The sequence below is a fragment of the Micromonospora sp. NBC_01796 genome (genome assembly GCF_035917455.1).
Classification (GTDB): domain Bacteria; phylum Actinomycetota; class Actinomycetes; order Mycobacteriales; family Micromonosporaceae; genus Micromonospora_G.
In genome coordinates this window covers 3898200-3917164 of sequence record NZ_CP109078.1, presented here as the reverse complement: position 1 = coordinate 3917164, position 18965 = coordinate 3898200, and the positions used below count along the sequence as shown (strand labels likewise).

The 18965-nt window shown below is 71.1% G+C and carries 13 protein-coding genes; 2 read left to right on the top strand and 11 right to left on the bottom strand.

The genetic code is table 11. The features are described from left to right. Nucleotides 1-24 precede the first annotated feature (24 nt). The 7 genes from OIE47_RS18075 to fdxA form a co-directional block, all read right to left on the bottom strand. Complete coding sequence (locus OIE47_RS18075; protein WP_326562647.1) at nt 25-3123, bottom strand: putative bifunctional diguanylate cyclase/phosphodiesterase; 3099 nt, start codon at nt 3121-3123, stop codon at nt 25-27. A 203-nt stretch (nt 3124-3326) separates the two neighbouring features. Continuing rightward, nucleotides 3327-3965 carry a nucleoside/nucleotide kinase family protein gene (locus tag OIE47_RS18070; protein WP_326562646.1) on the bottom strand — a complete coding sequence of 213 codons (639 nt, stop codon included), beginning with the start codon at nt 3963-3965 and terminating at the stop codon, nt 3327-3329. Between the two features lie 10 nt (nt 3966-3975). After that, complete coding sequence (locus tag OIE47_RS18065) at nt 3976-4647, bottom strand: SIMPL domain-containing protein (protein ID WP_326562645.1); 672 nt, start codon at nt 4645-4647, stop codon at nt 3976-3978. A gap of 53 nt (nt 4648-4700) precedes the next feature. Beyond that, entirely contained in the window at nt 4701-5852 is a 1152-nt protein-coding gene (locus OIE47_RS18060; RefSeq protein ID WP_326562644.1) for an acyl-CoA dehydrogenase family protein, read from the bottom strand. A 151-nt stretch (nt 5853-6003) separates the two neighbouring features. After that, complete coding sequence (locus OIE47_RS18055) at nt 6004-9954, bottom strand: ThuA domain-containing protein (RefSeq protein ID WP_326562643.1); 3951 nt, start codon at nt 9952-9954, stop codon at nt 6004-6006. 297 nt (nt 9955-10251) lie between these two features. Further along, nucleotides 10252-11337 (bottom strand): succinyldiaminopimelate transaminase, encoded by a 1086-nt coding sequence (gene dapC / locus OIE47_RS18050; protein WP_326563148.1) that lies wholly within the window; start codon nt 11335-11337, stop codon nt 10252-10254. Between the two features lie 77 nt (nt 11338-11414). Beyond that, nucleotides 11415-11741 (bottom strand): ferredoxin, encoded by a 327-nt coding sequence (fdxA, locus tag OIE47_RS18045; protein ID WP_326562642.1) that lies wholly within the window; start codon nt 11739-11741, stop codon nt 11415-11417. A gap of 79 nt (nt 11742-11820) precedes the next feature. Between fdxA and OIE47_RS18040 the strand changes: the two genes are divergently transcribed. Then, a complete protein-coding gene (locus OIE47_RS18040) occupies nt 11821-12825 on the top strand; it encodes a GNAT family N-acetyltransferase (RefSeq protein WP_326562641.1) in 1005 nt (334 codons plus the stop codon). Nucleotides 12826-12841: 16 nt separating this feature from the next. On the opposite strand, the gene OIE47_RS18035 is transcribed toward OIE47_RS18040, so the two are convergent. The 3 genes from OIE47_RS18035 to mshB form a co-directional block, all read right to left on the bottom strand. Next, nucleotides 12842-13306, bottom strand: coding sequence for a hypothetical protein (locus OIE47_RS18035; protein ID WP_326562640.1), 465 nt, complete (start codon nt 13304-13306; stop codon nt 12842-12844). 71 nt (nt 13307-13377) lie between these two features. Further along, entirely contained in the window at nt 13378-13842 is a 465-nt protein-coding gene (locus tag OIE47_RS18030) for a hypothetical protein (RefSeq protein ID WP_442792117.1), read from the bottom strand. Nucleotides 13843-13859: 17 nt separating this feature from the next. Then, nucleotides 13860-14807 carry an N-acetyl-1-D-myo-inositol-2-amino-2-deoxy-alpha-D-glucopyranoside deacetylase gene (gene mshB / locus OIE47_RS18025; protein ID WP_326562639.1) on the bottom strand — a complete coding sequence of 316 codons (948 nt, stop codon included), beginning with the start codon at nt 14805-14807 and terminating at the stop codon, nt 13860-13862. Nucleotides 14808-14902: 95 nt separating this feature from the next. On the opposite strand from mshB, the gene OIE47_RS18020 reads away from it, so the two are divergent. Further along, nucleotides 14903-17101, top strand: a complete 2199-nt coding sequence (locus OIE47_RS18020) for a S9 family peptidase (RefSeq protein WP_326562638.1) — start codon at nt 14903-14905, stop codon at nt 17099-17101. Nucleotides 17102-17143: 42 nt separating this feature from the next. Here the strand turns inward: OIE47_RS18020 and OIE47_RS18015 are convergent, their stop codons facing one another. After that, nucleotides 17144-18901, bottom strand: coding sequence for an ABC transporter substrate-binding protein (locus OIE47_RS18015; protein WP_326562637.1), 1758 nt, complete (start codon nt 18899-18901; stop codon nt 17144-17146). Nucleotides 18902-18965 lie beyond the last annotated feature (64 nt).

The following is an 18965-nucleotide window of genomic DNA, read 5'->3' as shown; positions in this document are numbered from 1 at the left end:
CGCCGCTGTGCTACGCGGGATGCGTCAGCCGCGCTGGATCGGGGCGGGAGTACGGCGTTGCGGGCCCCATCGGCTGGCGTCCTCCTCGCCGAGCGGGCGGGAGAAGAGGTAGCCCTGGCCGGAGGCGCAGCCCATGTCCATCAGCAGCATCCGTACCTCCTCGGTCTCCACCCCCTCGGCGACGATGTCCAGGCTCAGGGTTCCGGCCAGCCGGATGATGCCCTCCAGGAGCAGCAGTTGCCTGCGGGACGAGGCGACGGTCGCGGTGAACGACCGATCGATCTTGATCACGTCGGCCGGCATCTGCTGGAGGTAGCTCAGGGACGAGAACCCGGTCCCGAAGTCGTCGATCGCCACCCGTACGCCGAGGGTCCGCAGTTCGGTCAGCTCGGCCCACACCCGGTCGTCGTCGCGGAGCAGGAGGCTCTCGGTGATCTCCAGCATGAGCAGGGTCGGCGGTACGTCGGCCGTGGACAGCGCGTCGCGTACCCGGTCGACGAAACCACCGGCGCGCAGTTGCCGGGCCGAGACGTTGACGCTGACGTACGGCGTGGCGGTCGGGGGTCGGTCCTGCCGCCACCGGCCGGCGGCGGCGACCGCCTGGCGCAGCACCCAGTCGCCGATCTGCTCGATCAGGCCGGTCTCCTCGGCCAACGCGATGAACTGGTCCGGCGGGACCAGCCCACGGCCGGGGTGGTGCCAGCGGACCAGTGCCTCGAATCCGGCGGCGGCACCGCTGCGGAGTTCGACGATCGGCTGGTACTCGACCACGAAGCTGCGCCGCTCGACCGCCTCCGCCAGGGCGGTACGCAGTTCGAGCCGCTGCACGATCGCGGTGTGCAGCTCCGACTGGTAGCGGCACCAGCGGCCCTTGCCCGCACCCTTCGCCACGTACAGGGCCAGGTCGCCGTGTTTGAGCAGTTCGCCCGCGTCGGTGGCGTCGGCGCTGGTCGCCACGCCGACGCTGACCGAACCGTTGACCAGGGTGTCGCCGACGGCGAGCGGCTCGGCGAGGGCACGGATGATCTCGTCGGCGAGCTGCTCGGCCTGCTCCGGGTTCTCCGCGTCCGGCACCAGGACGGCGAACTCGTCACCGCCGAGCCGGGCCACCAGACCGGTGGCGCCCACCAGCTCCCGCAGCCGCTGCCCGACCGCGATCAGCAGTCCGTCGCCGACGGCGTGACCGTGGGCGTCGTTGACCGAGCTGAACTCGTCCAGGTCGACGCAGAGCACCCCGACCGTACGGCCGCTGCGCCGGGAGTGGCCGACGGCCGCGTACACCTGGTCCTGGAAGGACGCGCGGTTGGCCAGGCCGGTCAGTACGTCGTGCATCGACCGGTGGGTCAGCTCCTGTTCGAGCCGGCGCCGCTCGGTGATGTCCCGCATCGTCACCACCAGCCCCCGGACGGTCCGGTCCCGGCGCAGGTCCCGGCAGCTCACCTCCAGGTGGATCCGTTCCCCGTCGGGGCGGCGTACGGTCCAGTCGGCCCACTCCCCGGCCGTGTGCACCGGTTCCAGCAGGTCGTCGAGCATCTCCTGGTCGTCGGGGTGCACCACCGAGGTCAGTTCGGTGCAGTCGGTCGGCTCGATGCCGATCACGGCCCGGACCGACGGGCTCGCGTACCGGATCGACCGGTCGTCGTCGACGACCAGGATGACGTCGGTGGCGTTCTGCACCACGCTGCGGAAGTACGCCTCGCTGTCCCGGCGGCTGATCTCCTGGCTCAGCCCGATCCGTTCCAGGGCCAGCGCCACCTGTGCGGCCAGCACCTCCAGCGAGTCGCGCAGCCCGGCGAGCACCTCGGGGTCGGCGGCGACGAGCAGTGCGCCGACGCGGGGCAGTCCGGTGGCCCGTTCGTCGAGCACCAGCGGGCAGAGCACGGCGGTCCTGAACTGTCCCAACTGCTCGGCCAGCGCCGGCTGGAGCGCGCCCACCCGGAGCACCCGGGTCCGGCGGGCGGTCGCCACGCTCGGCGCCGGGTAGTACGCGGACGGTTCGTTGACGGTCGGGCCCCAGATGCTGGTCGCCACCGCCGGCACCCCGTCGGCCCGGTTGACGGTGAACACCACCCGGTGCGCGGCGTGCTTGGGCACCAGCCGAGCGATCGCCGCGCGTACCGCCCGGTCGACCTCGCGGGCGGCGGTCGCCGAGACCAGGTCGGCGGCGGCCTTGCGGAGGCTGCGCTCCCGGGTCACGGCGAGCCGGTGCGCGTCGGCGGCATCGGCGAGCCGGCTGAGGACCAGCACGAACATCACCCCGGAGACCACCGCGATCACGGTCCCGTCGCGTACGTCACCGGTCACGGCCTGCAGGAGCAGGACCGCCGGGGCGAGTACGGCGGCCATCCCGAGCAGCACCAGTCGCAGCCGCCCGACCTCGATCTGCCGTGGTTGCGCCGGTTCGGTGAGCCGGGTCATGTCCGGGTACAGGGCGGCGGCGCCCCAGCAGACGGAGAAGGCGAACCAGCCCAGCTCGAACGGCCCACCCGGCTGCCAGCCGTCGTCGAGCAGGGCGATGCCGTAGCCCAGGTCGGCGGCGAGCATGCCGGCGGCACCGATCACCAGCAGTACGGCGGCAGGGTTGATCCGGGTGCTGGTCAGCAGCCGGACGGTGGTCGCCAGCACCAGCAGGTCGGCCAGGGCGAACGCGGCCAGGGTCGAGCTGCTGAACGGGCTCACTCCGGGCTCGGTCAGGTACGGAGCGAGGACGAAGATCCATAGTAGGAATCCGGCGGCGGTGCTGAAGATCAGAAAGTCGAAGAACTGGGAGCGGTCACGGGTGACAATGTTTGATCTCGTGAGTCCGAGTAGTCCCGCGCCGATCAGCGGAAACATCAACAGGTAGGAAACGTCCGCAGCCGAGGCCGGCGTGTCGCTCGGCAATCCGGTGTCGAAGCTGTAGAGCAGGTCGCCGACGGCCAGCAGGGCCATGCCGGCGGAAAGCAGCCACCAGGTGTATCCGCGGCGGGGGCGGTGCCACCGTACGCCGGCCGCGATGGCTGCCGCGCCACCCAGGCCCACCAGCCCGGACAGGACGGTACGCAGCGCCGGCACGGCGAAGAAACAGCCGACCAGTACGCCCATTCCAACGGCGTACCAGGTCAATACCTTCCGTGCGGACACGGGCCTCCTGTCGATGTTCGAAAGTCAACGTCCCGAACCCACCGAAACGACGTTGTCCGCCCGGTTTACCAGTCCTCGATGCGCTTCGCTATCACCCCGCCGGGTAGTGGTTCACTCCGATGGGCGTCCGCGTCGGGTACACGACTCTCGGCGAGGGATATTCACCTGGTTGGCACCGGTTGCCTGCCAACCCGGCCGATGTGTCATTCGGAAAGTCGTACGACCACATCGGAGCGGATCGCGGTGGTCTCGATCAGGTCGGCGTTGACCTGATCGGTGCCACGGGCCCGGGCCGCCGCCTCGGCCGCCGCCCGACCGAAGCCGACGTGCCGTTCGGTGAGCCGCCGCAACCGCTCGGGGGCGTCGAGGTCGAGGAACCACACCTCGTCGAGCAGCCCGCGCAGCTCGCCCCAGGGCAGGGTCGGCACCAGCAGGTAGTTGCCCTCGGTGACCACCAGCCGTACCTGCGGCGGCACGGCGATCGCCCCGGCGATCGACTCCTCCAGGTCCCGGCGGAACTCCGGCGCGTACACGGTGGTGTCGACGACCGTACGGAGCCGGTGCATCAGGGCCACGAAACCGGCGCCGTCGAAGGTGTCGACGGCACCCTTGCGGGCGTGCCGGCCGAGCCGGTGCAGCTCCACCTCGGCGAGGTGGAAACCGTCCATCGGGACCAGTGCCGCCGTCGGGCCGAGGGCGTCGACCAACCGACCGGCCAGGGTGGACTTGCCGGCACCGGGTGCGCCGGTGATGCCGAGCATTCGACGGGGGCCGGCTCCGGCGAGGGCGCGCGCCCGCGCGACAAGCTGGTCGAAGGTGTACGGCTGCGCCGGTACGGGCACGATGGCCGGCTCAGTCGCCTGGCTCGGCGAGCACCGTCGGCTCGCTGATGGTGAACCGCGCCTCGACGCTCGCCTGGATGCTCTGCGGCTGTGGATCGAGGTCGAGTTCGGGCACGCTGTCCATCGCGCCCTTGGCCCGGTAGCTCTGCGCCGAGCCGACCATCATCATCGGCCGGGGCTGGTCGGTGCCGGCGTCGGCGAGCTGGACCAGGGCGGTCACCCGGGCGCCGAGCGCGTCGGCGTACTCCCGGGCCCGGTCGACGGCCTCGCCGATAGCGGCCCGGCGCGCCTCCCGGTGGACCGGGCTGCCCGGCCGCAGTTCCCACCACGGGCCGGCGATCTGGGTCTGGTCCCGGTCGGCCAGTCGGAGCATCAGTTCACCGAGCACGGTGAAGTCGGTGACGGTCACCGTCGTGCTCACGCTACCGTGGTACGCGACCACCCGTTCGGAGGCGCGTTTGACCTCGGGGTACACCTGCAACTGGCCGCTCTCCCGGCGCTCGATCGCGGCACCGTACGAGTCGATCAGTGTGCGTACGGCCTCGGCCCGTTCGGCGAGCCGGGCCAGGGTGGCCTGCCGGTCCTTGTCCCGCGCGGTCGCGGTGACCTGGAAGCGCGCCAGTTCGGGCGGCACCTCACGAAACGCCTCGCCGCGTACCACCACCACCGGACCATCGACCATGTCCCCAACCCTAGGGGTCGGCGGTCGATCGGGCGAGCGATCGGGTCGCGGGATCACAGCCGTACGGTGGACACCGGTTGGTCGAGGAGCACCCCGCCGACCGTTTCGAGTACGTCCAGGTTGACCATGGCGTGCTGGGTCGCCACGTGTACGTCCCGGAAGCAGCGTTGCAGCGGGCTCGCCAGCCGGACCGAGTTCCCGCCACCGGCGTGGTAGACGAGGTCGACCGCCCGGGCTGCGCTCCCGGCCGCGTGGGCGACGGCCAGTCGCAGCCGCGCCCGGCGGTCGACCGGCACCACCTCGCCAGCCGAGACCAGCCGCCAGCACTCGGCGATCTCGCTGACCAGGTACGCCCGGCCGGAGCCGAGGATCCCCTCGGCCTCGGCGAGCACGACCCGGCTCATCGGTTTGCCCGCCATCGGTTGCCCGGTCAACGCGTCGCGCTTCTCCCCCATCAACCGCCCGAACTCGTCGAGCGCGGCACGGCCGATGCCGAGTGCCACCGCGCCGATCCCGAACGAGAGCAGGCCGAACACCGGGAACCGGTAGAGCGGCCGGTCCTCCCGCGCCGGCCCGAAGATCGAGAACGTGTACGCCGACGGGACGAACACGTCGACCGCCTCGATGTCGTGGCTGCCGGTGCCGGAGAGGCCGACCACGTCCCAGTTGTCGTGGACGGTCACCTCGGCCGCCGGCATGATCACGTGCAGGATCTGCGGCACCCCGCCCGGCCCGGTGACGAGTTCGTCCCCGTCGTACACGAGGCAGCCACCGACGAGGTGGGTGGCCTGACGGCTGCCGCTGGCGAACGACCAGCGGCCGCGTACCCGGTATCCGTCGGGCACGGTGGTCGCCCGGCCCGACGGTGCCGCGACGCCGGTGACCAGGAACCGCGGGTCGGTGAGCAGCTCCGTCGCGGTCGACTCGTCGAGGTGGCCGAGGGTGAACCCGGTCGCGCCGGCGATCATGGTGCACCAGCCGACCGAGCCGTCGGCCCGGCCCAACTCCTCGAAAATCTCGAACATGGTCAGCGGGTCTGCCTCGATGCCGCCCACCTTCTGCGGCGCGGCGAGCCGGAACAGTCCCAGCCCGGCCAGCTCGGAGACGAGTTCCTCCGGCATCGTCCGGTCGTGTTCGATCTGCGGCGCGAGCGCCGCGATCCGGGCGGAGAGAGCACGAACCTCGTCGATCAACGCCTGCGCCATGGCCGCCAGCGTAGGACGTGGCACCCCGGAGGCATCGAAGAGGGTCAAGATCCGGACAGCTCGCTCGGCCGGATCGGCCGAGCGGCGAGCGGTACACGTAGCGATGTGGCCGGTACGGGAGATCCCGTACCGGCCACATCTGTGGTGGTGGTTAGCTGGCGTACGCCTCGAACTCCCAGAGGGAGTGGCCGTAGGCCGTACCCCGGGCGGTGCCGTTGACCCGGATGTAGCGGCCGTTGGCGCCGAGGCCGGTCAGTTCGTCCACCCCGCCGTTGGCACCGGTCACCGAGCGCACGGTGGTCCAGGTGGTGCCGTCGTTCGAGGTCTGGATCTGGTACGCGCTGCTGTAGGCCGCCTCCCAGGTCAGCTTCACCCGGCCGATCGCGGTCGGCGTGCCGAGGTCGACACGGAGCGACTGCGGGTCGGCGAAGAGCGACGACCAGCGGGTGGTGAGGCTGCCGTCGACCGCCTGGGCACCGGACATGCCGGCCCCCTCACTGCTGGAGACGAGGGTCGGCTTGTTCAGCAGCAGGTTGGCGCCGGGCTGCGGGTTGTTCGGACCGCTGCCGCCGCCGTACACCTCGAACTCGAACAGCGAGTAGCCCCAGGCGGTGCCTCGGGTGGTGCCGTTGAGGCGTACGTACCGGCCGGTGCCGGTCAGGCCGGTGAGGTCGTCGACCCCGCCGTCACCGCCGGTCACGCTCCGGATGGTGGTCCAGGTGACCCCGTCCGGCGAGGTTTGGATCTGGTACGCGCTGCCGTACGCCGCCTCCCAGGTCAACTTGACCCGGTTGATCGCGTACGAGGCGCCGAGGTCGACGTCGATCCACTGCGGATCGCTGAACGCGCTGGCCCAGCGGGTGCCGATCGCCCCGTCGAAGGCGTTCCCGGCGACGAACGCGCCCTCGATGCTGGAGGTGCGGGCGGGCTTGTTCAGGGCCAGGTTGCCGGTTGGTTCGGGATCCGGATCGGGGTCCGGTCCGGGGCCGCCGCCGGGCTGGGTGGAGAGGGTGAACTCGTCCACGTCGAAGTACGGGCCGGTGCCCTTGAACACCAGGTAGAGCGTGCGGGTGCCGGTCGGTGCGGTGACCGCGCCGGTGACGGTGGCCCAGGTGTTGTATCCGCCGGTCGGCACCACCGTGGCCGAGCCGACCAGTTGTCCGGTGGGTGAGTCGACCCGCAGTTCGAGGGTGCCGCCACCGCCGGCCGGTGCGCCGACCCGGGCGCTGAACGACTGGATGCCGGTCAGGTTGTACGGGGTGTACGAGATCCAGTCGTTGTTGTCGACGTACCCGATCGCCCCGCCGCCCTGTGCGTTGCCGGGTGCGGTGATCTGGATGCCACTGGAGTCGCCGAAGTGCTCGGCCTGGCGGGTACGCGGTTGCAGCACGGCCTGGGTGTGCGTGGTCAGTGGCGCCTGGCCGCCGCCGCCCAGGTCGGTGTATTCGGCGTCGATGATGCCGAAGATGTTCGCCGCGGTGTCGTGCTCGCCGTCGGCCGAGGTCTGGATGACCCCGGTGCAGCCCTGCACGCTGCCGAGCTGGTGACCGTGCGAGTCGTGGCCGAGTACGTAGTTGACCTTGACACGGGCGCAGTTGATCGCCCCGTCCTGGGCGTCGGTGACGGTCACGGTGAACGGGACCGCGTCGCCGAAGTTGAACGTCGACCCGTTGAGCGGGGTGTTCACGGTGACCACCGGCGCACTGTTGCCGACGGTCACCACCACGCTCGCGGTGGCCGTCTTGCCCGTGCTGTCCCGCACCGTCAGCGTCGGGCTGCGTACGCCGTTGGTGGTGTACGTGAAGCTCGGGTTCGCGGCGGTGGAGTCGGTGGTGCCGTTGTTGTCGAAGTCCCAGGCGTACGTGAACGGGTCGCCGTCCGGGTCGAGGGTGCCGGCCGAGGAGAACGCCACGGTCAGGGGTGCCACCCCGCTGGTCGGGGTCGCGGTGACCTTCGGCAGCGGCGCTCTGCCCTCGCGGGCGTACTCGATCCGGTAGAGGGCGGAGTTCGCGTCGCCGTTGAACCACCCGGTGCCGTAGTCGAGCACGTAGAGGGCTCCGTCGGGACCGAACTCCATGTCCATGATCTGGGTGCCGGTCCACGGGAACGAGTTGATCTTCAACGGCTCGCCGGCCGAGTCGATCTTCACGTTCTTGATCCAGCGGCGGCCGAACTCACCGGCGAAGAAGGTGCCGTCGTAGTACTGCGGGAACGCCACGTCCGAGGTGGAGGCCGCGTTGTACCGGTAGACCGGGCCACCCATCGGCGACAGGCCGCCACCGGTGAACTCCGGCGGGCTGCCCGAGCCACCGTACGGCAGCCAGGCCGGGACGGCCGGCGGGAGCTGGGTGAGGCCGGTGTTGTTCGGCGAGTTGTTGATCGCACCGCCGGCACAGTTGTACTTCGCACCCGACGGGCCACTCGGGAACGTGTACTCGTTGTACGCGTCGTTGCGCGCCGTGCAGTACGGCCAGCCGTAGAAGCCGGGCTGGGTGATCCGGGCGAACTCCACGTTGCCCGCCGGTCCCCGGTTCGGGTCGGCGGCGCCCGCGTCCGGCCCGTAGTCACCGAGGTAGACCACGCCGGTGGCCTTGTCGACGCTCATCCGGAACGGGTTGCGGAAGCCCATCGCGTAGATCTCGGGACGGGTACGGGCGGTGCCCGGCGCGAACATGTTGCCGGTCGGGATGGTGTAACCGCCGGCCGCGCTCGGCTTGATCCGCAGCACCTTGCCACGCAGGTCGTTGGTGTTCGCCGAGGTCCGCTGGGCGTCGAAGGCCGGGTTGCGGTCGGTCCGCTCGTCGATCGGGCTGAAGCCGGCCGAGTCGAACGGGTTGGTGTCGTCGCCGGTGGACAGGTAGAGGTTGCCGGCGGCGTCGAAGTCCATGTCACCACCGACGTGGCAGCACATGCCCCGACTGGTCGGCACCTCCAGGACCAGCACCTCGCTGGCCAGGTTCAGGGTGTTGTCGGCGTTCAGGGTGACCCGGGTGAGCCGGTTGACGCCGTTCCACGGGGCGAACTGGGCCGGGGTGCCGGTGGCCGGCGCACCGCCGCCGGGAGTGCTCAGCGGTGGCGCGTAGTAGAGGTAGACCCAGCGGTTGGTGGCGAAGTTGGGGTCGGCCTTGATGCCTTGCAGACCCTCCTCGTCACCGGTGTAGACGGCCAGCGTGCCGGCGACCTTGGTGTTGCCGGCGGCGTCGGTGTGCCGGACCACCCCGTTGCGCGAGGTGTGCAGTACGCCCCGGTCGGGCAGCACGGTGAGGGTCATCGGCTCACCGGTCTCGGCCACCCCCTTGGCCAGCTCGACCTGCTGGAAGTTGCTGTTGACGGTGCCGCCGCAGTCGGTGGCCACGGTGCCGGAGGCGCCGAGGATGCCGCCGAGCAGGTGCTTGCGGAAGTTCGCGTCGGCGTACGACGCGTCGGTGTGCCCCATCCCGGTGTACCAGGACCGGCCGCCGCCGTAGTTCTGGCACCAGCTGATCGGGTGGTCGGCGCCGTTGCTGCCGCCGGTGTACGTGGTCTCGTCCAGGGTGGCGAGCACGTGCACGGTGCCCCGGGGGTTGGTCCGGTAGTTGTACCACTCGTCGAACCGGGACCAGCGCTGCGGCAGGCCGACGGTGGACGTGTGCACCTGGTCGGCCACCTTGACCGTCGCGGTCTGCTCGGCCGGGTGCGAGGCGAAGTACGCGCCGACGAGCCCGCCGTACCAGGGCCAGTCGTACTCGGTGTCGGAGGCGGCGTGTACGCCCACGTAACCGCCACCGGCCGCGATGTACCGCTCGAACGAGGCCTGCTGCGCCGCGTTGAGTACGTCCCCGGTGGTGGAGAGCCAGATGACCGCCTTGAACCGGGCCAGGTTCGCGTCGGTGAACTGGGCGGCGTCCTCGGTGGCCTCCACGGTGAAGTCGTTGGCCGAGCCGAGCGCCTGGATGGCGGCGATGCCGGGGGTGATCGAGCCGTGCCGGAAGCCGGCGGTCTTGGAGAAGACGAGAACACTGAACGCGGCGGCACTGGCCGCCGGTGGTATGGCGACGATGCCGCCCACCACGAGGACCGCACTCAGCACAGCGCCGAGCCACGATCGCAGTGATCTACGCACGGGGAGTCCTTTCCTGGTGCGATGGAGGACGGCGTGCGCCGATCACGCCCTTGCGGTGTGTGGTGACGAGAGCGCTCTCCCGCCCATGACCGACACGCCGACGGTCGGTGGCTGAGCGAGGTATGCGCATACATCGTTACGGCTGGATTGCGGGCTCGTCAAGGATTGTTTCGACAATCCTGAGAGCGCTCTCCCAAAAGCCCGAGTGGACCGGAAAGCCCTTGATCGATTACAGAATTTCCGCGCCGGGATTACCGGGCCCCGCCGGCGGGTGATCAGCCGGCGAGGCGCAGCCGATCAACCCGCGAGGCGCTCCGCCGCGGCGGCGATCCGCTCGTCGGTCGCGGTGACCGCGAACCGGACGTGTCGTTGGCCGGCGGGACCGTAGAAGGCGCCCGGAGCGGCGAGGATGCCGCGCTCGGCCAGCCAGTCGATCGTGGTCCAGCAGTCCTCGTCCCGGCTGGCCCAGAAGTAGAGCCCGGCCACCGAGTGGCTGAGCGTGAAGCCCGCCTTCAGCAGCGCCGGCCGCAGCACCTCGCGCCGGGCCGCGTATCGGTCGCGCTGCACCGCCACGTGCTCCTCGTCGCCGAGCGCGGCGACCATGGCCGCCTGCACCGGCTCCGGCACGATCATGCCGGCGTGCTTGCGTACCGCCAGCAGGTTGCTCACCAGCGCCGGGTCACCGGCCACGAACCCGGCCCGGTAGCCGGCGAGGTTGGACCGCTTGGAGAGCGAGTGCACCGCCAGCAGCCCGTCGTACGAGCCACCGGAGACCTCCGGGGAGAGCACCGAGACCGGCTCGGACTCCCAGCCCAGGGTCAGGTAACACTCGTCGCTGGCCACCACCGCACCGCGCTCACGGGCCCAGTCGACCACCTTGCGCAGGTGCGCCTGCGGCAGCACCTGGCCGGTCGGGTTGGACGGGGAGTTGACCCAGACCAGGCGTACCCGGGAGGTCGGACCGACCGCGGTCATCGAGTCGGCCCGGACCACGGTGGCCCCGGCGAGCCGGGCGCCGACCTCGTAGGTCGGGTAGCAGACCTGGGGAATGACCACCACGTCACCCGGCCCGATGCCGAGCAGGGTGGGCAGCCAGGCGACCAGCTCCTTGGAGCCGAGCGTGGGCAGTACGCCGATCCCGGCAGGATCGGCGCCGCAGTTACGCCCGGCCCAGGCGGCGATCGCCGCCCGCAGCGCGGGTGTGCCCGCCGTGAGCGGGTAGCCCGGCGCGTCCGAACCGGCCGCCAGCGCGTCCCGGATCAGCTCCGGTACGGGGTCGACCGGCGTGCCGATGGAGAGGTCGACGATCCCGTCGGGGTGCCCGCCGGCGACGACCTTCGCCGGCGCCAGCAGGTCCCACGGAAAGTCCGGCAGGCCGTCGATCCGGCTCCGCGCCGGACCCGACGGCCCACTCCCGTTCCCACCACCGGGGGCGACGCCCCCACCGGTCGGTACGCCGCTCAGTGTCCCTCTCCGCGCCGCTCCTGTGCCGCGACGAAGGTGGCGTCCTTCTCCACCTTGCCGACCTTGGATGCGCCCCCGGGCGAGCCGAGGTCCTCGAAGAACTCGTAGTTCGCCGAGGTGTAGTCCTTCCACTGCTCCGGCACGTCGTCCTCGTAGAAGATGGCCTCCACCGGACAGACCGGCTCACAGGCCCCACAGTCGACGCACTCATCGGGGTGGATGTAGAGCATCCGGTTGCCCTCGTAGATGCAGTCGACCGGGCACTCCTCGATACATGCCTTGTCGAGCACATCGACGCACGGCTCGGCGATGATGTAGGTCACCGATCTCTCCTCCGCAAGCTACGCCGCGATCAACCGCGACGGGTAAGAGCCTAGTATCTCGCCGAGGAGGGGGGCGATCGTGCTCCGACGGCAGGATGTGGGACACCGGGTGGTAGTCCGTCGAATTGTAGGGGTTCGTGACGACCGGCAGGTCTTCACCGATGCTCTGGGTGAACTGGTCGACCTCACCGAGACCCATCTCACCCTCGCCACCGACCGGGGGAAGCTTCAGGTGCCGCTGGCCGAGGTGCACCGGGCCAAGCGGGTGCCGCCGGCCCGACGCCCGAACGCGACGGCGGTCGTCGACCTCGAACTCGCCGCCAACGAGGCCTGGCCGGCGCCCGTACAGGACCGGCTCGGCGGCTGGCTGCTGCGCTCCGCCGACGGGTGGACCGGTCGGGGCAACTCCGCGCTGCCGATCGGCGACCCGGACCGGCCCCTGGAGGCCGCGATCGACGCCGTCGAACGCTGGTACGCCGACCGCGGCCAACCCGCGATCGTCAACACGCCGCTACCGCTCGCCGCACCGGTCGGCGTGGCGCTCGACGAGCGCGGCTGGACCACCCGCCCGCCGACCCTGATGCAGACCGCCCCGCTCGCCACGGTCCGTGGCCGTACGCCGGACCGGACCGACCTGCCCCCGGTGGAGCTGGCCGCGACCCCGTCGGACGGCTGGCTCGCCCTGGCCGCCGCCCGCAAGGCCGCCCACGCCGGCCGCACCGTCGGCGCGGACCCGCTGGACAGCCTCCCGGCCGCCGCCCGACACCTGCTCACCGCCGTGGACCAGGTCCGCTTCGCCCACCTGTACGGACCCAGCGGCGCGTTGCTCGCCGCCGGTCGGGGCACGGTCACCGGTGCCGGAAGGTGGCTGGGCCTGATGAGCATCGAGGTGGTGCCCGAAGCGCGCCGGCAGGGGCTCGCCCAGCACGTGGTGCGGGCGCTGGTCGACTGGGCCGCAGCACTCGGCGCCACCGACGTGTTCCTCCAGGTCGAGGAGCGGAACACGGCCGCGGTGGCGCTCTACCGGCGGCTCGGCTTCACCACCCACCACACCTACCTCACCCGGGTGCAACCCACCGGATGAGCCGGTACGGCGCGGTTCAGCGCCGTACCACCCGGCGGGGCTTGGCGAGCTTGGTCTCGGCGTACCGCTTGAGGGACTGGGAGCGGTAGTCCAGCCCGAGCGCGGTCAGCACCAGGAACCCGAGCAGCGTGCCGGCACCGGCGAACCCGGCATAGAGCCAGATCTGGGAGAAGAACTCCCCCGCGCCGTTGGCGAACGGGTAGCTACCGCTGACGAACGGCCCGACGATGACGGTGAGGGCCATCGCGCTCAGCACCGCGACCGCCACGTCCCCGCCCCACCGGGCGGCGGGTTGGCGCCGTCCCCGTACGAACGCGATCGTCGCCAGGATCAGCCCGATCAGCGCGAACATGCCCAGCGAGAGCCGGTCGGAGGTCTCGGCATCGTTGTCGAACCCGATCCGGATGACCAGCCGGGCGACCACGTTGATCAGGAAAAGCACTGCCGCGAGCACCCCGACCGGCAGCCAACGGTCCTTCATCGCACGCCTCCAGAAGCAGCCGAACCCCGTAACGCTCCCAGATACTTACCATCCCGACCTGGGAGGTTCCATCAGCCAGCCAGGCGGGTTGGCGGCGGGGGCGTACCGGGGCGGGGGGCGAGCATCAGCCGGAACGCCATCACGGCGAAGGCCATCGACCCGGCGAAGATCATGACGATGCCGACCCAGTTGTCCCCGGCCAGCAGGACGTCGCCCTCGCTGGTCTTGCCGGCGGCCACCACCATCAGCCCGAACCACGGGACGGCGGGCAGCGCCACCGCCCAGCGCCGCCCCACCGTCCGGTACGCGAACCAGCTCAACACCAGGTTCGCCAGCACCGCGACCAGCACCGACGCGCCGATCAGGTGCCCGTCGACCCGGAGCGTGGACAGCAGGAGTTCCAGCGTGGCGGTCACCACGGCGGCGACCACCGCCACCGCGCCACCGGCGATCCGGAGCAGCCGGTCGATGATCCCGGCGAGCGCCGCCCGGCGCGGTGGCTGCGGATCGGGCGACAACTGCGGGGACTCGGACACCGGTGGACTGGACAGGGTCACCGCGCTCCGCTCTCCGCCAGCCGGTCGGCGCCCGTACCGGCCGGTCCGGTCGGGCCCCCGGGTTCGAGTGCCAGGCCGGCGAAGAGGTCGTCCTCCCAGCCGAACGGGCCGTTGCCGGGTCCGCGCTCGCCCACCGCCAGGGTGTAGTACTCCACTCCCATGAACTCGCTGCCGAAGTTGCCGGCGATCGTGTAGAGCCACGAGTTGTCCGGGATCTGGGTGGCGTGCGCCCGCATCGCCGCCTCCTTGGCCGCGTGCGCGTCGGTTCCGTCGATCCGGGCCGCGACCTCGTCGTCCGGGGTGCCGAAGGGCAGGTCCTCGAACTGGTCGATACCGGCGAACGGGTTGTCCGAGGACTCCCCGAAGGCGGCCATGCCCGCCTCCAGCACACTCTTCGGCATCGCCGTCCAGTAGATCTTGGACGGGCCGAAGCCCTCCTCGGTGGCCAGTTCGGCGGCGCGCATGGCGACCCGGTGGGCCTGGATGTGGTCCGGATGTCCGTAGAAGCCGTTCGCGTCGTACGTGATCACGACCTGCGGGCGTACCTCCCGCATGATCTCGACCAGGTGCCCGGCGGCCTCGTCCAGGTCCGCCTGCCAGAAGGCCCGCGGATGGTTGTTGGTGGAAAGCCCCATCATCCCGGAGTCGCGGTAGCGGCCGGCGCCGCCGAGGAAGCGGTGGTCGGTCACGCCGAGCGCCGCGCAGGCGGCGTCGAGTTCGGCGATCCGGTACCCGCCGAGCTGGTCGGCGGCGTCCGCGGCCAGTCCGGCCAGCGCCGGCACGTGGATCTCGCCCTCTTCGCCGAGCGTGCAGGTCACCAGGGTGACCCCGGCTCCGGCGGCGGCGTAGCGCGCCATCGTCGCGCCGGTCCCGATCGCCTCGTCGTCGGGGTGTGCGTGGACCAGGAGAAGCCGCCGCGCGGCCGGGTTCGTCACGCCAGTCACTCTACGCGTCCACGCATCGGGCCAACCGGGTCGCGGACCGGACACGATAACCAGCTCAGCCCCATCATCGATCGCGCCACTCTACGATCGGCGATGTGGAGTATCCGGAACTGGCCGCCCGTACCCGCCGGTTCAGTCACGGCGCGCCACGGTCGCTGACGGTGGCCGGGGACGGCTCCCGGGTGGTTTTCCTCCGGTCCGCGGGCCCCGAGGACCCGGCCGACGCGCTCTGGCTGTTCGACGTCGCCTCGGCGACGGAACGGCTGGTCGCCGACCCGGCCATGCTGCTGGAGACCGACCCGGCGAACCCGGTCGGGATCGTGCCGCTGCCCGCCGCCGAGCAGGCCCTGCGGGAACGGCAGCGGCTGCAGGCCGGCGGCATCGGCGGGTACGCCACCGACCCCGCCGCCCGGGTGGCGGTCTTCGCCCTGGCCGGTCGCCTCTTCCGGGCCGACCTGGTGCACGGCGACGTGGTGGAGGTGGCGGTCACCGGTCCGGTGATCGACCCCCGCCCCGACCCGACCGGGGAACGGCTGGCGTACGTCACCGAGGGCCCCGGCGTCCCCGGCCGCACGCTCGGCCCGAACAGCGGCAACGGCAACGGCGGCCAGTGCGGCGGGCAGTTGCGGGTGATCGAGGCCGACGGGACCGACAACCTCCTCGCCGGGGAGGAAGCCGGGGTGAGCTGGGGGTTGGCCGAGTTCATCGCGGCCGAGGAGTTCTCCCGCTTCCGGGGCTACTGGTGGGCGCCGGACGGGCGGTCGATCCTCGCCGCCCGGGTCGACGAGTCCCGGCTGCCCCGGTGGCACCTGCACGATCCCGGTGACCCGGCCAGCCTGCCGCGCAGTGTCGCGTACCCCCGGGCCGGCGGGCCGAACGCCGAGGTGAGCCTGCACCTGCTCGACCTGGACGGCGGCTGGGTCGACGTGCACTGGGACCGGGAGACCTACCCGTACCTGGTGTCGGTGCGGTGGGCCGACACCGGGCCGCTGATCACGGTCCTGCGCCGGCTGCAGCAGCACGGTCTGGTGCTCGCGGTCGACCCGCGTACCGGGGAGACCCAGGTGCACGCCGAGCTGGCCGATCCGCGCTGGGTGGAGCCGGTCGCCGGCACCCCGAGGCACCTGCCCGACGGCCGGGTCCTGGTCGGCGGTGAACTGGCCCACGACGGTTACGACGCCCGGTGCCTGTTCGCCGACGGGACCCTGCTCACCCCGCCGTCGCTCTACGTACGCCGGGTGGTCGGCCCGCTGCCGGCCGGGTCCGGCGCGGCCGACCTGCTGGTCGAGGCGAGCGACGGCGAGCCCAGCCAGCAGCACCTGTTCCGGGTCCGTACCGCGATCGGCGGCGGGGTCGAGTCGCGCCGGCTGACCGCCGATCCGGGCTGGCACACCGGGGTCGTCGGCGGGGACGTGCTGGTGGTCGGCGCCGCGTCGCTGGACCACGCGGGGATCCGGTGGACCGTCTGGCAGGGCGACCGGGAGCTGGGCACGCTGGCCTCGCTGGCCGCGAACCCGCCGTACGCGCCGCGTCCGGTGCTGGAACGGGTCACCGACCGCCGGTTGCCCTCGGCCGTGCTCTACCCGCGCAGCCACGTCGCCGGCCGGCGGCTGCCGGTGCTGGTCGACATCTACGGCGGGCCGGGAGTCCAGGAGGTGCGGGCCGCCCGGTCCCGGTGGCTGGAGCGGCAGTGGTGGGCCGATGCCGGGTTCGCCGTGGTCACGATCGACAACCGGGGTACGCCGGGCGTGGCGCCCTCGTTCGAGAAGGTGATCCACCGGCGGCTCGCCGACGTGATCATGCTCGACCAGGTGGACGCGTTGACCGCGCTCGCCGGCAAGCACCCGGACCTGGATCTGGGCCGGGTGGCGATCCGTGGCTGGTCGTTCGGGGGTTGGCTGGCCGGGCTGGCGGCGCTCTGCCGGCCCGACCTGTTCCGGTGCGCCATCGTCGGGGCGCCGGTGACCGACTGGAGCCTCTACGACACCGCGTACGCCGAGCGTTATCTCGGCCTGCCGGACGACAGCCCGGAGGTGTACGCCCACCACAGCCTGCTGGAGATCGCCGGTGAGCCGCCGGTCACCCCGGACGACGCCCGGCCGATGCTGCTGGTGCACGGGATGGTCGACGACAACGTGGTGGCCGCGCACACCCTGCGCCTGTCGGCGGCGATGCTGGCCACCGGCCGCCCGCACGCGATGATCCCGCTGACCGGTGCCACCCACATGGCCGCGGGCGGCACGGCCGAGCGCCTGCTCCGCCTCGAACTCGACTTCCTCCGCCGCCACCTGTGAGGGGTCGGGGAGGAGCACGCGGCCCCTCCCCGACCGGTGCGCCTACTTGGCGTACGCGTTGTAGAGCACGTGGGTGCCGATGACGTCGGAGAAGAAGACCCCGCCGACCTTCGAGCCCACCACGCCGGTGAAGTACGCCTGGAACAGCGGCACCACCGGGACGTACTTCTCGTTGATCAACTGATCGATCTCGGCCCACTTCGGTCCGGCCTCACCGGCCGGCAGGGCGCTCACCTCGTCGATTTTCTGGTTGACCTCGTCGGAGTTGAAGTACGACACGTTCGAGTTGCCCTTCGGGCCGAGGCTGCGACCGTCCCAGAGGACCGGGATGGTGGAGGCCGCGCTGGGCCAGTCGGCGGCCCAGTTCGAGATGTAGATGTCGTACTCGTTGCCCCGGGTCCGGGCGGTCGGGTTGTGCTGCGGGGTCTCGACGGTCTTCACCACGACCTCGAAGCCGGCCTTTTCCAGGCTCTCCTTGACCACCGGCGCGGTGACCTGGCCGAACGCGTTGCTCCGGGCCATGAAGACCAGCTTGATCTTCTGTCCGCCGAGCAGTTCCCTCGCCTTCTCCGGGTTGCCGTTCGGGCCGCCGTCCCACGGGTTGGGGTAGTTCTTCCACCCGATCGTGCTGTCGGCGAGCAGGGTGTTGGTGACCTTGCCACCGGCGTCGCCGCCCTGGGTGAGCACGATGCCCTGCTTGTCGATCGCGTACGCGATGGCCTTGCGGACGTTGATGTCCTTGATCCGCTCGTTGTTGATGCTCAGGTAGTGCACGAACGGCTGCGGCGCCGAGATCGTCCGCTCCTTCAGCGAAGGGTTGTTCAGCACCTGGTTGACCAGTGCCTGCGGGGCGCCGTCGGTGCTGATCGCGTACGCGTCGTCACCGGCGTCGGCGATGATCCGCTCGGTCTGGGCGGTGTCGTCCGGGCCGAGTTCCCAGACGAAGCTGTCCGGGTAGTCGTGCCGCAGCGGGTCGGTCTCCGCCTTCCAGTGCGGGTTGCGCTCCAGCACCAGCCGGGTGTCCTTGAGGTACTCCTTGATCTTGTACGGGCCGGAGGAGAAAATCCTGCGGTCGTACTCGGTCTTGGTGTCCTTGGCCTGCGGCACCGGCGCCGTGGTGGGCAGGGAGGCCGCGAACGGCAGGTCGCAGTGCGGCTTGGCGAACGTGAAGACCAGCGTACGGTCGTCCGGCGTGGTCAGCCCCGGCACGGTGGTGCTGCCTGAGGTGTACGGGCCCTTGTAGTTCGCGTTGTAGGCCTGGTTGTCGGCCAGCCACTCCTGGATGTACGTCGGACCCCCGTCGATCGACTCCTCGAACGAGCGGGCGATGCCGTACGCGACGTCGGCCGCCTTGACGTCGGTGCCGTCCTCGTACTTGACGCCCTGCTTGATCTTGTACTCCCAGACCTTGCAGTCGCCGTTGACGTCCTTGCCGGGCGTCTCACCGAGGTCACCGACCAGGGTGAGTTTGCCCTTGCCGTCCTCGCGGAACTGGGTCAGCGTCCGGACCAGCAGGTGCTCGGCGGCCATCGCCCCCACCAGGTACGTACGTTGCGGGTCGAGGTGCTCGAAGTCCTGCTGGACGATGGTCCGGATGGTGCCGCCCCGCTTGGCCCCGGCGATCTCCGGTGCCGGTCCCTGCGATTCCTTCGGGTCGGTGGCGATCGCGCTGGTCTGCTGCTGGATGTTGCCGTCGTCGGGCCCTGCGTCGGTGTCCCCGGTGTTCTCCGAGCACGCCGCCAGCGCCGAGGCCAGCAGCAGCGCGACGCCCGTCACGGCCACCGCACGTCCTGTTCGCATCAGTCGGTCCTCCCGTTCGACTCCGATGAAGGAAAAGTGCGCCTCCACCGTTGGTTGACAGAAC

Coding starts and splice junctions, on each gene's coding strand:
- OIE47_RS18065 (WP_326562645.1), bottom strand. CDS start 4,647: ATGGTCGATGGTCCGGTGGTGGTGGTACGCGGCGAGGCGTTTCGTGAG.
- OIE47_RS18060 (WP_326562644.1), bottom strand. CDS start 5,852: ATGGCGCAGGCGTTGATCGACGAGGTTCGTGCTCTCTCCGCCCGGATC.
- OIE47_RS18035 (WP_326562640.1), bottom strand. CDS start 13,306: ATGAAGGACCGTTGGCTGCCGGTCGGGGTGCTCGCGGCAGTGCTTTTC.
- OIE47_RS18015 (WP_326562637.1), bottom strand. CDS start 18,901: ATGCGAACAGGACGTGCGGTGGCCGTGACGGGCGTCGCGCTGCTGCTG.